Consider the following 12,907-nt stretch of genomic DNA (forward strand, 5'->3'; position numbering starts at 1 on the left):
GTCACTGGGCGGGCAGGTCGAGGGCGGCCTGCACGGCCCGGGTGAGTCCGGGATCGTCCGGAGTGGACGGTCCCGGCACCCAGACGGCCTGCACGATCCGCACGGAGTTGCCGACGGTCTTGGAGGCGTAGGCGGCGTTCTCGAAGCGGGGCGCGGGGGTGGCGCCCCACTTGCCGGTCTCGGCGGCGAGGTCGAGCACACCGCCTCCGCCGGGGGTGTCGGCCACGGCCTTGAAGGCGGCGGCCTGCGCGGCGGCGGGGAACTCGACGATCCCGATGGTGACGGCGGCGGCCCGCCCGTCGACGGTGGCGGCGTAGGAGGCGCGCCGCACGCCGGAGCAGCTGGTCTGCTGCAGGCTGGCTTGGGCATCGCCGAAGGCGTGGGACGCGCAACGTTGATCGTGGTCGGCGGCGCGAAGGGAGAACTGCAGGCTCCGCGCGACGGGAGTACTGGTCGGCGGCGGAGGCTGTGTCGTGGAGGAGGGCGCGCCGGTCGGGGCGGCGGCGGTCTCGGTGTTTTCGCCGGAGGTGGCCACGACGATGGCGGCGACGACCAGGGCGACCAAGAGGCCGATCGCGGCCAGGGGGATCCAGCGGACGGTTTTCGAGGTGGGGGCGGCTTCGCGCGGGGTCGGGCGCGGGGTGGGGAAGGGACGCGGCGAGTCCGCTGGGGGGTGTGGCTGGGCGGCCGGTGGAGTGGCTCGGGCCGGTTCGGTGTGGTTGGCGGCGCTCTGGCCTGGTGTGGTTGGGCCGCCGTGGCTTGGTGGAGTGGATTGCGCCGGCTCGGTCTGGTTGGCCTGCTGTGGCGCGGTGTTGTCGGGGGCGCTCTGACGCGGTGTGGTTGAGCCGCCGTGGCTCGGTGTGAAGGAGCGCGCCGGTTCGGTGTGGTTGGGGCGCGCCGGTTGGGTGCGGTTGGGCGGCTCTGGCTCCTGGCTGGACCGCGCCGGTTCGGTGTGGTCGGGTCGCTGTGGCGTGGTCGGCCGCGAGGTGGTTGGCGCGGGTGCGGCGGTGAGGTTCTCGGTTCGCTCGGTGTCCGCCTCGGCCGGCCGAGGCGGCACGGCGCCTGGGAACAGCGGAAGAGCCGGCGCGGGCAGCTTCTCGGTGCGCTCGGCGTCGGGCGACGGCAGCACTTCGGTGCGCTCGGGTTCGGCGAGCGGGGATGAGGCTTCGGCGCCGGAGTTCTGCGCGGACGGGGCGAGATCAGCTTCCGGCTCGACCTCCGGCTCGGCGGCGGGCTCCGAGGCATCGGCCGGCGAGGGTGCCGGTTCGGCTTTGGCGGCGACCGGAGTTTTGGTATGCCATCCGGAGTTGTCCACAGTGGGCGAACCCGGGTCAGCAGGCAAGGTTTCGGCGGGTGAGCTGGGTTCGGCCGGGAGCGAGGTCGGCTCGGCGGGGTCCGCTGCGGGCAGCTCCTCGGAGGGGGAGCCGGGTTCGGCCGAGTTCGAGGCCGAAAGCGAGGGAGCCGCCACCGCCGAAGCCGGGCCTGCGCTCGCTTCAGCCGAGGCGGCGGAGCCGGTCGCCGAGCCAGCCGCAACCCCCGCCTGGCTGGGCACCGGCGGCCCACCGTCCCAAAGGGACTCCGGCGGCGAATCGTCCGTGAACCGGCTGAATCCCTCGCCCAACAACACTTCGTCCGAAAACTCCGGTGCCTCCGGGGCCAATCCCCGGATCAACGCCCGCACCTGGTCCACCGAACGCGGCCGGTGCGCCGTGGCCAGCGACACCGTTGCCGCCAGCATCGTCGTCGGGGTGGGGTGCAACACTCGAACCGGACCCGCCAGGTCCGTTGCCGGCTGGTCGACCGTCTCCACGTACGGTCCTACCGCGACTATCGTCCCCACCGGGCCCGTTCCCGGGACCAGGGAAGCGATCCGCCGCTCACACGCCTGGGAGATGTCCAGCGCTTCCGTCGCCGGGTTGATCGCGTCGTCGTCGGCCACCAGGGGCCAGCCGTCCGCCTTCCACTCGGCGCCCAGCGGGGCCTCCAGCCTCAACGCCGGGTCCGGGAGGTCCACGCCGATCACGATGATCACCCCGTGGGGGAGCAGGACCACCGCCTCGATCGGGCGCTCGGTCACCGAGCCGACGCCCACCAGCGCGATCCCGCCGATCACGGTGCTGCCGCGGCCCAGGGACGCCAGCGCCGCCCGGACGTCGTCGGCGACGCGGGACTGCTGCCGCTCCAGGCGCACCAGTCGCACCGAAACCCCTCCCTGCTCGTCGTTCCGGGTCATCACGCTAGCGCGCCCGGCCGAATCCCCGGCGCGACACGGGGACGACGCGGCCCGGTGCCCTCCGAAAGTGGTGCCCCGGGTGACTTGTGGTGTTCGTGTGGCCAAACAGCACGGTTGGGGTGCAGAATGTGCTACAACGCATCGGAGGCGGCATTCGGGAGCCGCACTGAAGCCGCGCTGCAGCTCGAAGTAGGGCGTAGGGGAAGACGTCCCTCGTCGAGCAACAAGCGGAGGTAGCAGTGAGCACCCGTGGCAGCACCCGAGGTGTGGTGTACGTCCACTCGTCGCCGTCTGCGGTGTGTCCGCACGTCGAGTGGGCCATTTCGGGCACCCTGGGTGCCCGCGTTGACCTGAAGTGGACGGCGCAGCCGGCCAGTCCGGGTCAGCTTCGCGCCGAGTGCGGCTGGCGCGCGCCCGCGGGCACCGGCGCCAGACTGGCGTCCGCCCTCAAGGCGTGGCCGATGATTCGGTTCGAAGTCACCGAAGAGCCCAGCGCGGGCGTCGACGGCGAACGGTTCTGCTTCGCGCCCGGCCTCGGCCTGTGGCACGGGCGGACGAGCGCCAACGGCGACATCGTGGTGGGCGAAGACCAGCTGCGCGCCCTCGTCGCCATGACCCGCGGTGGCGAGACCCTCGCGCACAAGCTCGACGAGCTCCTCGCCGCGAGCTGGGACGAGGCGCTCGAGCCCTACCGCCACGCCGGCGACGGCGCCCCGGTGACCTGGCTGCACCAGGTCGGTTAGCGGCGGGACGGGGGCCGGTACGCTCGTCGCGTGACCACCCCCGCCCCCAGCTCCCGCCAGCGCTGGCTGGTGCCCGTCGTGGTCGTGGTGCTCTCCGTGACCGTCGGTGCCGGCCTGCTCGCGCGCGAGGCCTACCGCCGTCCCGACCAGCCCGCCGACGAACCCTCCGCGCCGACGTCGGCGCCGTCCTCGACCAGCGGGAACGAGCCCACGGGCCTGGGCGCCGTCGGGATGACCGACGACGCGCGCAACCACCCGCAGGCCTCCGCCGTGCGCGAGCTGCTCAAGACGTACTTCGAAGCCATCAACACCAAGCAGTATTCGCTGTGGCTGCAGGTCGTCAGCAGCAAGCGCGCCGCGCAACAGTCGGCCAGCGAGTGGAAAGCCGGCGTCAAGTCCACGAAGGACTCGGACGCCCTGGTCTACCGGATCGAGCGCGGCGCCAGCGGGTCGTTGCGGGTCCTGGTCGGCTTCACCAGCAACCAGAACAAGGCCGACGCCCCGGACACCTTCCCGGAGACGTGCATCAAGTGGCGGCTCGTCCTGCCGGTGGTCAACGACAGGACCGGCCTGAAGATCGACACCGTCGACCCCGGTCCGGGGCCCGAACACGAGAAGTGCTGAAAAAGGGGCCCGGCCGAAGCCGAGCCCCTTTACCCACAGCGGAAATCAGGCCGCCGGGGTGAACAGCAGCGCGGTGTTGTGCCCGCCGAAGCCGAACGAGTTGCTGATCGCCGCGGTCAGCTCGACCTTGCGCGCCTCGCCCGACACGACGTCCAGCTGGACCCGCGGGTCCTGGTCGGTCAGGTTCAGGGTCGCCGGCACGATGCCGTGGTACAGCGAGAGGATCGTGATGATCCCCTCGACCGCGCCGGCGCCGCCGACGAGGTGACCGAGCGCGCCCTTGGGGGCCGTCACGACCGGGTGCTCCCCGATCGCGTTGCGGATCGCCGCGGCTTCGCCGATGTCACCGACCACAGTGGACGTCGCGTGGGCGTTCACGTGCCCGACGTCGGCGGCCGTGACGCCGGCCATCTTCATCGCCGCGCGCATCGCGGCGATCTGGCCGAGACCCTCGGGGTGGTTGCCGGTGATGTGGTAGGCGTCCGAGGTGATGCCGTGGCCGGCGATCGTCGCGTACACGCGCGCCCCGCGGGCCTTCGCCTGGTCGGCGCGCTCCAGGATGACCACGCCGGAGCCCTCGCCGAGGACGAAGCCGTCCCGGCTCGCGTCGAACGGCCGCGACGCGCTCGCCGGGTCGTCGTTGCGGGTGGACACGGTGCGGGCCTGGGCGAAGCCGGCCAGCGTGATCGGGTGGATGCACGCTTCGGCGCCTCCCGCGATCACGACGTCGGCGCGGCCGGAGCGGATCATCTCCACCCCGCTCGCGATGCCCTCGGCACCCGAAGCGCAGGCCGAGGCCGGGGAGTGCACCCCGGCCCGCGCCTTCAGGTCGATGCCCACGTGCGCGGCCGGGCCGTTCGGCATCAGCATCGGCACGGTCAGCGGCGACACCTTGCGGAGACCCTGCTGGTGCAACAGATCGTTCTGGGTGAGCAGGGTGACGGGACCGCCGACGCCCGTTCCGATCGACACGCCGAGGCGGTCGGGGTCCACGTCGGTGTGCTCGTCGGTCGGCTCGGCGTACCCGGCGTCGGCCCACGCCTGGCGGGCGGCGATCAGCGCGACCTGCTCGCAGCGGTCCATGCGGCGGGCCTGGACCCGCGGCAGGACCTCGGCCGGGTCGACGGCCAGCTGGCCGCCGATCTTGACCGGCAGCTGCAGCTCCTCGACCCAGTCGGCCTCGATCGTCCGGATCCCGCTCCGTCCGGCCAGCAGACCGTCCCAGGTGGACGTGACGTCCCCGCCGAGCGGTGTGGTGGCGCCGAGACCGGTGATCACGACGTCGATGTTGCTCATGGGAGTCTCCTCAAGGAGGGAAGAGGACTTACTTAGAGTTGGCCGACACGTAGTTCACCGCGTCGCCCACGGTCTTGAGGTTGGCGAGCTCGTCGTCCGGGATCTTGACGCCGAACTTGTCCTCGGCCTGCACGGCGATCTCGACCATCGAGAGCGAGTCGATGTCCAGGTCGTCCACGAACGACTTCTCGGCGGTGACGTCGTCCTGAGCCACACCGGCCACCTCTTCGACGATCTCGGCGAGGCCGGCGAGGATCTCAGCGTTGTCAGCCATGGGGTAGTTCCCTTCTCGGTCTTTCTGGGGGTCTGTAGCCCTCGGGCGAATGCCCGCGGGGAGCGTAACGGTGATCAGGGGCAGACGAACGCCTGCCCGGCGTAGGACAGGCCCGCGCCGAACCCGACCGCCAGCACCACGTCGCCGGGCTTCGCCGTCCCGGCCTTGCGCATGTGGTCCAGCGCGAGGGGGATGGACGCCGACGAGGTGTTGCCGGAGAACCTGATGTCGTCGGCGACGACCATGTCGTCGCGGGCGCCGTTGGCCCGCAGCTTCTTCGCGATCGCCTCGACGATGCGCAGGTTGGCCTGGTGCGGGATCAGCACGTCCACATCGGACGGCTTGAGCCCGGCGGCCTCCAGCGCCTGCATGGCGATCGGCGCGATCTTCGTCGTCGCCCACCGGAAGACCGACTGGCCCTCCTGGTAGATGTACTTCTCGTCGCGCATGTAGATCAGGTCGACCAGGTCGCCCGCGCTGCCCCACGACACCGGGCCGATGCCCGGCTCGTCGGACGGGCCGACGACCGCGGCGCCCGCGCCGTCGGCGAAGATGATCGCGTTGGCCCGGTCGACCGGGTCGACCGAGTCGGTGAGCTTCTCCGCGCCGATGACCAGGACCTTCTTCGCCGAGCCCGCCCGGATGAGGTCGGAGGCGACGCCGAGGCCGTAGCAGAACCCGGCGCACGCGGCGTTGAGGTCGAAGGCGCCGGGGCTGGGGATGCCGATCCGCGCGGCCACCTGGGCGGCGGCGTTCGGGATCAGCGTCGGCATGGTGCAGTTCGGCAGGATCACCGTGTCCACTTCGGACGGGTCGACCCCGGCGTCGGCCAGCGCGGCGGTGCCGGCGGCGACCGCCATGTCGGTGAGCAGCTCGTCCTTTTCGGCGAACCGGCGCTCCACGATCCCGACGCGGGTCTGGATCCACTCGTCGTTGGTCTCCATGACCTGCGAGAGGTCGTCGTTGGTGACGATCTTCGCGGGCTGGTAGCTGCCGACGCCCAGCACGCGGCTGCCGCGCGAGCCGGCGTTGAGGCTCAGGGTGGGTCGGTCGGTCACGAGGCGTCCTCCTGGCGCAGCGCGGCCAGCTCGGCCGGCGTCTTCAGCGCCGTGGTAGTGGTGACGACGCCCTTGAGCTGCCGCTTGACCAGGCCGGTCAGCGTGCCCGCGGGCGCGAGTTCGACGGTGCGGGTGACGCCGAGGGAGACCAGGCCGTCCATCGTCAGGTCCCAGCGGACCGACCGGGTGACCTGCTTGACCAGGCGGTCCAGGTACTCGGCGCCGCTGGTGACGACCGTGCCGTCCGCATTGGACAGCAGCGGGCGCGTCGGGTCGGCCGGGGTCAGCCCGGCGGCGTGGGCGCGCAGCGCCTCCTCGGCCGGCGCCATGTACTGCGTGTGGAACGCGCCGGCGACCTTGAGGGCGCGGATCTTCGTGCCTTCCAGGGGCTCGGCGACGATCTTCGCGATGGCGTCGGCGGCACCGGAGGCGACGATCTGCCCCGCTCCGTTGCGGTTCGCCGCGGTCAGGCCCCGCTCTTCCAGCCACGCGACGACCTGCTCGGGGTCGCCGAGCATGACCGCGGCCATCGACGTCGGTTCCAGCGCGCACGCCTTCGCCATCTCGGCGCCCCGGACGGCGGCCAGCGCGACGGCGTCTTCGGGCGCGAGCACCCCGGCGATCGCGGCCGCGGCGAGCTCGCCGACGGAGTGCCCGGCGACCGGCGCGTCCGCGGGGACCGGCGCGGTGGCCTGGAGGTGCTCGAAGGTGAGCAGCGACAGCGCGACGATCAGCGGCTGCGCGACGGCGGTGTCCTGGATCTCGTCGGCGTCCGCCTCGGTGCCGAGGCGGAGCAGGTCGAGGCCCGCGCGCTCGGACCACAGTGCGACGCGCTCGCGGGCGCCGTCGAGGTCGAGCCAGGGCGTGAACATACCGGGGGCCTGGGACCCCTGACCGGGAGCGAGGACTGCTGCTGTCACCCTTCAAGACAACACGTTCACGGGGTCTCCGCGGGATGCCGACGTTCACAGTGTCTGTCCGGCGTCTTTGTCGGAACCCTCCAAAGACGCGCCGAAGAAGCTCGCGCGTAACCCGAATGCCTTGTCGGGTTCAATCACCTTTCGCTGTTAAGTCCATCACGTGACGGTCGTCTCGGGAAGGGCGGTCAGCCCAGCGTCTCGGCGAGGGCGACGACGAGCCCTTCGGGGCCGCGGACGTAGGCGAGCCGGTGGCTGCCGCCGTACTCGACCCGCTCGCCCAGGAGCTCCGCGCCGTGCGGGCGCAGCCGGGCGAGGACGTGTCGAGGTCGTCGACGGCGAACATGATGCGGCGCATCCCGAAGGCGTTGACCGGCTGGGCCGGCAGGGCGGCGGGGGAGGCCGGGGCGTGGAACTTCATCAGCTCGAGCCGGCCGTGGCCGTCGGGCGCCGGGGACGGAGCCGGTTGCCCGTTCTCGACACCCGGCGAGGTCACCAGATGCCGCGGGCCCTCGCGAGCCGCCCGACCGTCAACGCGATTCGCAGCACCAGCGCGTCGCGGGGGTCGGTCGCCTGGCAGCCCGTCAGGTCCGCCGCCTTGCGCAGCCGGTAGCGGACGGTGTTCGGGTGGACGAACAGCGTCTTCGCGCACGTCTCCAGCACGCCGCCGCTCTCGAGGTAGGCCTCGACCGTGCGCTGCAGCGTCGGGCCCGCCTCCTCCAGCGGCCGCGCGATCGTGTCCACCAGCAGGCGTTCTGCCTCCGCGTCGCCGGACAACGCCCGCTCCGGCAGCAGGTCCTCCGACCGGACCGGCCGGGGCGCGCCCGGCCAGCCGACCACCGCGCGCAGCCCCGACAACGCCTCGATCGCGCTGTGGTGCGCCTCGGCCAGGGTCGGCACCGTCGGGCCGGCCACCACCGGGCCGTCGGCGAACGCCACCGACATCCGGGCGAGGATTTCGCGTTCCTTGACGCCGCCGTCGGTCGGGCCGCCGACCACGACCACCAGGCGGGAGCCCTGTACCGACAGCAGCACCGGGCGGCCGACGCGGGCCGCGCGGCTGCGGACCTCGAACACGACCGTCGGCGGGTCCTCCGACGGCGGGTTGCCCACCAGGACCGTCGCGTTCGCCGACGGCTCCCAGCCCAGGGCCGTCGCGCGCGAGAGCACGGACTCCTCGGCGTCGCCGCGGACGATCCCGTCGACGACGAGTGCTTCCAGGCGGGCGTCCCACGCGCCGCGCGCCTCCGCCGCCGCCGCGTAGGAGTTGGCCGCCGCGAACGCGATTTCCCGGCCGTAGCGCAGGATTCCCTCGATCAGCGCCGCGCGTTCGGCCTCGTTCGCGGCGAAGTCGGGCAGCTGCTCCTCGAAGACCTCGATGGCCAGGCGCACCATGCCGACGGCCTGGCGCAGGCTGACCCACCGCGACAGCTCGGCCGGCGCGTCGCGGAACGCCTCGGTCGTCAGCTTCAGGGCCTCCTTCGAGTCCCGCAGCCAGTCGACGAAGCCCGCGGCGCCCGCCTGGGTGATCAGCAGCACGCTCGCGCGCTGGTCGGCGGGCAGCCGGGCGAACCACGGCAGCCGCCGTTCCATCACCGCGATGCTCGCGCTCGCCAGGCTGCCGGACGCGTGCTCCAGCCGTCGAAGCGTCTTCGCGGAGAGCCCGTGGTGCTTCGGCACCCGGCGCGGGGAGGGGGTTCCATCCATGGCGGACGCGATCCTACGTGCTCCGCAACTTTCGTAGCCGCAGGTGGCAACGCCCGGCAGTAGGCGGTGCGTGTACGGGGTGCCTAGGATCACGGGCGGGGGAAATCAGGATGAACGGGGGAACCGGAATGACCGGTTTAGAGATCGACAGGGTCTCCAAACGCTACGGCGACGTGGTCGCTTTGCGGGAAATGACGTTCGAAGTCCGGCCCGGCGAGCTTTTCGGCTTCGTCGGGAGCAACGGCGCCGGAAAGACCACGACCATGCGCATCGCGCTGGGCGTGCTTTCCGCCGACGGCGGCGAAGTCCGCTACGACGGCGAGCCGGTGACGCACGAAACGCGCCGCCACATCGGGTACATGCCCGAAGAACGCGGCCTCTACCCGCGGATGAAGGTCGCCGAGCAGCTGACCTACCTCGCGCGGCTGCACGGCATGCCGGCCGCCGCCGCGCGGAAGTCGGTGGAGAAGTGGACCGAACGGCTCGGCGTCGCCGGCCGCCGCGACGACGAGGTGCAGAAGCTGTCGCTGGGCAACCAGCAGCGCGTCCAGCTGGCCGCGGCGCTGGTGCACGAGCCGCGGATCCTGGTGCTCGACGAGCCGTTCTCCGGCCTCGACCCGGTCGCGGTCGACGTGATGAGCCAGGTGCTCAAGGAAAAGGCCGCCGAGGGCGTGCCGGTCGTGTTCTCCAGCCACCAGCTCGACCTCGTGGAGCGGCTGTGCGACCGGGTCGGGATCGTCCGGAGTGGACAAATGGTGGCGAAGGGGACGGTGGACGAGCTGCGGGCCGGCGGCGCGGTGCGGTTGCGCGTCGACGCGCCCGAGGCCGGCGGCGGCTGGGCCGACGGCCTGGCCGGGGTGAAGGTGCTCGGCCGGACGGGCCCGGTGACCGAGCTCGAGCTGGGCGACGGCGCCGACGACCAGGCGGTCCTCAAGGCCGCGCTGGCCACCGGGCCGGTGCGCGAATTCGCGCGCGAGCAACCCTCGCTGACCGAGCTGTTCCGTTCCGTCGTGACGACCGAGGAGGTCCCGGCATGAGTACCCCGGTTCCGGACGTGCGGATGAGCCCGGCGGCCGCGGTGGGGCTGGTCGCCTCCCGCGAGATCAGCACCCGCGTGCAGTCGAAGGCATTCCGCGTCGCCACCGTCGTCATGCTGCTGCTGATCGTCGTCGGCATCGTGCTGATCAAGCTGATCTCCGGCGGTGGCGACGGCGCCGACTCGAAGGTCGGCGTCACCGCGGCCACGGCCGGGTTCTCGGCGCCGCTGAAGGCGTCCGGGCAGGCCGTCGACGAGACCATCGAAACCACGCAGGTCGCCGACGAGGCCGCCGGGCGCGCGAAGCTGGCCGACGGCTCGCTCGACGCGCTGCTCACCGGCGACGGCAAGAGCGTGCACGTCCAGGTGAAGAAGGACCTCGACGGCAAGCTCGCGAACGTCCTGCAGCTGGTGGCCCGCCAGGTCGCGCTCGACCAGCAGATCACCGCGCTCGGCGGGAACCCGGCGCAGTTCGAAAGCGCCGTCGCGAGCGCGAAGTTCGTCGAGGACCCGCCGCTGGAGGAGCCCTACGACTACAACGGCCAGCAGCTCGTGCTGGGCATCGTCGCCGGCATCCTGATCTACCTGTCGCTGATGATCAACGGCCAGACCGTCGCGCAGGGCGTCGTCGAGGAGAAGACGTCCCGGGTGGTCGAGCTGCTGCTCTCGACGATCAAGCCGTGGCAGCTGATGGCCGGGAAGGTGCTCGGCATCGGCGTGGTCGGGCTGATCCAGATGCTGGTGATCGGGGTCGGCGGCGTCGTCACCGGCCTGGCGACGGGCACGCTCACCATTTCCGTTTCGGCGGCCGTCGGCACGATCGTCTGGCTCGTCGTGTGGTACCTGCTCGGGTTCTTCATGTACTCGATCGTGTTCGCCGCGCTCGGGGCGCTGGTTTCGCGCCAGGAAGACGTCGGCGGCGCGACGATGCCCGCGTTGATGTTCGTGATCGCCGGGTACGTCGTCGGCATTTCCGTGCTGCCGTCGGATCCGGGCAACACGTTCGTCGAAGTGCTTTCGGTGATCCCGGTGTTTTCGCCGACGCTGATGCCGATGCGGCTGGCGATGGGCGGGGTGCCGGTGTGGGAAGCGGTGGTGTCGGTGGGGCTGGTGGTGCTGATGATTCCGGGCCTGATCTGGCTGGCCGCGCGGATCTACCGGAATGCGGTGATGCGCACCGGCGCGAAGGTGAAACTGCGCGACGCGCTGCGCGCCGCCTGAATGCACGGGGCCTGAATGCTCGAGGCCGCCCGGCGCTTGCGGTTTTCGCTGCGCCGGACGGCCTCGTCTCCCCGGTCCCCACCGGTGAAACCAGTATGGCCACGGGTGATCTTCGCGCGCCAGTCGTCTCACTCGATCGTGGGGCGCACGAGTTGCCGCCGCGGGGTACCTGATCAACGATCCGGTGCAAATCCGTGGAGGGAGTCGGTATGGGCGAGCAACTGAAGGACGGGCTCGGGCAGGCGTGGAGCATGGTGGCCACGTTCGTCCCGAAACTCGTGGGATTCCTGATCATCCTGCTGATCGGCTGGTTGATCGCGAAAGCCGTCTCGAAAGGGCTGGCGCTCGTGCTCGGGAAAGCCGGTTTCGGGAAACTGGTCGAGCGGACCGGCCTGAGCGGGAAGATCGGGCAGCAGAAGATCGACGCGACGGGGATCCTCGTCAAATTGGTCTACTACTTCATCCTGCTGATCGCCCTGCAGCTGGCGTTCGGGGTGTTCGGGCCGACGAACCCGGTGAGCCAGCTGCTGAACGACATCATCGCGTTCCTGCCGCGGATCGTGGTGGCGCTGGTGCTCGTCGTGGTGGCCGCGGCCATCGCGAAGGTCGTGCGTGACGTCGTCGCGTCGGCGCTGTCCGGCAGGGGAGCGGCGCGGCCGCTGTCGCTGGGTGCCTACTGGCTGGTCATGGCGTTCGGCATCATCGCGGCGCTCGGCCAGGTGAACATCGCGACGGCCATCACCGGCCCGGTCCTGATCGCGGTCCTCGCGACGATCGGCGGCGTGATCGTGGTCGGCTTCGGCGGCGGCCTGATCAAGCCGGCCCAGGACCGCTGGCGCGGCTGGATGGCGAACATGGAGCACCAGCTGGAGACGCCGAAGCAGCGGACGGGCGAGATGGGCACCGCCGAGCGTCCCCGGACGACGGTCGGCGCGGACAACACCCCGACGCCGCCGGCCGGCACCCCGCGCCCCCAGATCTGAGCCGGGACGCGAGCGCGGAAGGGCCCGGCGGACGAGGAAGCCGCCGGGCCCTTCCGCGCACTACGCTGGTCCGATGGGGGTCGTGGCGGCGCTGTGGCGCTATCCGGTGAAGTCGATGGCGGGCGAACGGCTGGCCGAGGTGACCGTCGGCGAGCGCGGACTCGAGGGCGACCGCCTCTACGCCGTCCGCGACGCCGAAGGCAAGTTCGGCAGCGGCAAGAACTCCCGCCGGTTCCGGCGGATGCCCGGCCTGCACGCCTTCGCCGCGCGGTACGACGGCGACGTCCCGGTGGTGACCCTCCCGGACGGCCGCGAGGTCCGCGGCGGCACCGCGAGCGGGGAAATCGCCGCCGCGCTGGGCCTCCCGGGCGTCGAGCTGGCGAAGGAAGCCGGCGTCCCGCACCACGACGAAGCGCCGCTGCACCTGGTCACGACGTCGTCGCTGGCGTGGCTGGCCGAGCGCGCGCCCGGCGTCGCGCTCGACGAACGGCGGTTCCGGGCCAACGTCCTGCTCGACACCGGTCCGGCGCCCGAGCTCGTGGAAGAGGCCTGGGTGGGGGAGCGGATCCGGCTCGGCGAGGTCGAGCTCGAGGTGCTCCGCAAGGCCGTCCGCTGCGTGATGGTCGGGCTGCCGGCCGACGGGCTGCCGGCCGCGCCCGGCCTGCTGAAGACGATCTCCGACGTCAACGACGTCACCTTCGGCGTCCAGGCCCGCGTGGTCCGCGGCGGGACGCTCCGCCTCGGGGACGTCCACGAAGTGGGATGTTCCGCGGCTCACAGTCTCTAGGGAATTCACCCCCCGCGGAGCATGTTTG

At 71.8% G+C, this 12,907-nt stretch carries 12 protein-coding genes; 6 read left to right on the top strand and 6 right to left on the bottom strand.

Features of this window, described 5'->3' with window-relative positions; all coding sequences use genetic code 11:
- Window position 1: 1 nt before the first annotated feature.
- Window positions 2-2,200, bottom strand: coding sequence for a hypothetical protein (locus ACIQWX_RS49960; RefSeq protein ID WP_400887212.1), 2,199 nt, complete (start codon window positions 2,198-2,200; stop codon window positions 2-4).
- A gap of 272 nt (window positions 2,201-2,472) precedes the next feature.
- Between ACIQWX_RS49960 and ACIQWX_RS49965 the strand changes: the two genes are divergently transcribed.
- Both ACIQWX_RS49965 and ACIQWX_RS49970 read left to right on the top strand, forming a co-directional pair.
- Entirely contained in the window at window positions 2,473-2,976 is a 504-nt protein-coding gene (locus ACIQWX_RS49965; protein WP_400887214.1) for a DUF3145 domain-containing protein, read from the top strand.
- Window positions 2,977-3,006: 30 nt separating this feature from the next.
- Window positions 3,007-3,600: a hypothetical protein gene (locus tag ACIQWX_RS49970; RefSeq protein WP_400887216.1), complete on the top strand. Its 594-nt coding sequence runs from the start codon at window positions 3,007-3,009 to the stop codon at window positions 3,598-3,600.
- Window positions 3,601-3,645: 45 nt separating this feature from the next.
- On the opposite strand, the gene ACIQWX_RS49975 is transcribed toward ACIQWX_RS49970, so the two are convergent.
- The 5 genes from ACIQWX_RS49975 to ACIQWX_RS49995 form a co-directional block, all read right to left on the bottom strand.
- Window positions 3,646-4,896 (bottom strand): beta-ketoacyl-[acyl-carrier-protein] synthase family protein, encoded by a 1,251-nt coding sequence (locus ACIQWX_RS49975; protein WP_400887218.1) that lies wholly within the window; start codon window positions 4,894-4,896, stop codon window positions 3,646-3,648.
- Between the two features lie 28 nt (window positions 4,897-4,924).
- Entirely contained in the window at window positions 4,925-5,170 is a 246-nt protein-coding gene (locus tag ACIQWX_RS49980; RefSeq protein WP_004559006.1) for an acyl carrier protein, read from the bottom strand.
- A 74-nt stretch (window positions 5,171-5,244) separates the two neighbouring features.
- On the bottom strand, window positions 5,245-6,228 hold the full coding sequence (locus tag ACIQWX_RS49985) for a beta-ketoacyl-ACP synthase III (RefSeq protein WP_400887219.1): 984 nt from the start codon (window positions 6,226-6,228) through the stop codon (window positions 5,245-5,247).
- Complete coding sequence (locus ACIQWX_RS49990; protein ID WP_400887221.1) at window positions 6,225-7,148, bottom strand: ACP S-malonyltransferase; 924 nt, start codon at window positions 7,146-7,148, stop codon at window positions 6,225-6,227. The genes ACIQWX_RS49985 and ACIQWX_RS49990 overlap by 4 nt, the downstream gene beginning before the upstream one ends.
- A gap of 489 nt (window positions 7,149-7,637) precedes the next feature.
- Entirely contained in the window at window positions 7,638-8,852 is a 1,215-nt protein-coding gene (locus ACIQWX_RS49995) for a PucR family transcriptional regulator (protein WP_400887223.1), read from the bottom strand.
- Window positions 8,853-8,980: 128 nt separating this feature from the next.
- Between ACIQWX_RS49995 and ACIQWX_RS50000 the strand changes: the two genes are divergently transcribed.
- The 4 genes from ACIQWX_RS50000 to ACIQWX_RS50015 all read left to right on the top strand — a co-directional run bounded on the left by ACIQWX_RS50000 (window position 8,981) and on the right by ACIQWX_RS50015 (window position 12,879).
- Window positions 8,981-9,889 carry an ABC transporter ATP-binding protein gene (locus tag ACIQWX_RS50000; protein ID WP_400887225.1) on the top strand — a complete coding sequence of 303 codons (909 nt, stop codon included), beginning with the start codon at window positions 8,981-8,983 and terminating at the stop codon, window positions 9,887-9,889.
- Window positions 9,886-11,109, top strand: a complete 1,224-nt coding sequence (locus ACIQWX_RS50005) for an ABC transporter permease (RefSeq protein ID WP_400887228.1) — start codon at window positions 9,886-9,888, stop codon at window positions 11,107-11,109. Before ACIQWX_RS50000 ends, ACIQWX_RS50005 begins: the two co-directional genes overlap by 4 nt.
- Window positions 11,110-11,318: 209 nt before the next feature.
- Window positions 11,319-12,092, top strand: a complete 774-nt coding sequence (locus ACIQWX_RS50010) for a hypothetical protein (RefSeq protein ID WP_400887230.1) — start codon at window positions 11,319-11,321, stop codon at window positions 12,090-12,092.
- Window positions 12,093-12,165: 73 nt separating this feature from the next.
- On the top strand, window positions 12,166-12,879 hold the full coding sequence (locus tag ACIQWX_RS50015; protein WP_400887233.1) for an MOSC domain-containing protein: 714 nt from the start codon (window positions 12,166-12,168) through the stop codon (window positions 12,877-12,879).
- The last annotated feature ends 28 nt before the right edge of the window (window positions 12,880-12,907 follow it).

The sequence above is a fragment of the Amycolatopsis sp. NPDC098790 genome, from assembly GCF_044759945.1.
Lineage (GTDB): Bacteria > Actinomycetota > Actinomycetes > Mycobacteriales > Pseudonocardiaceae > Amycolatopsis.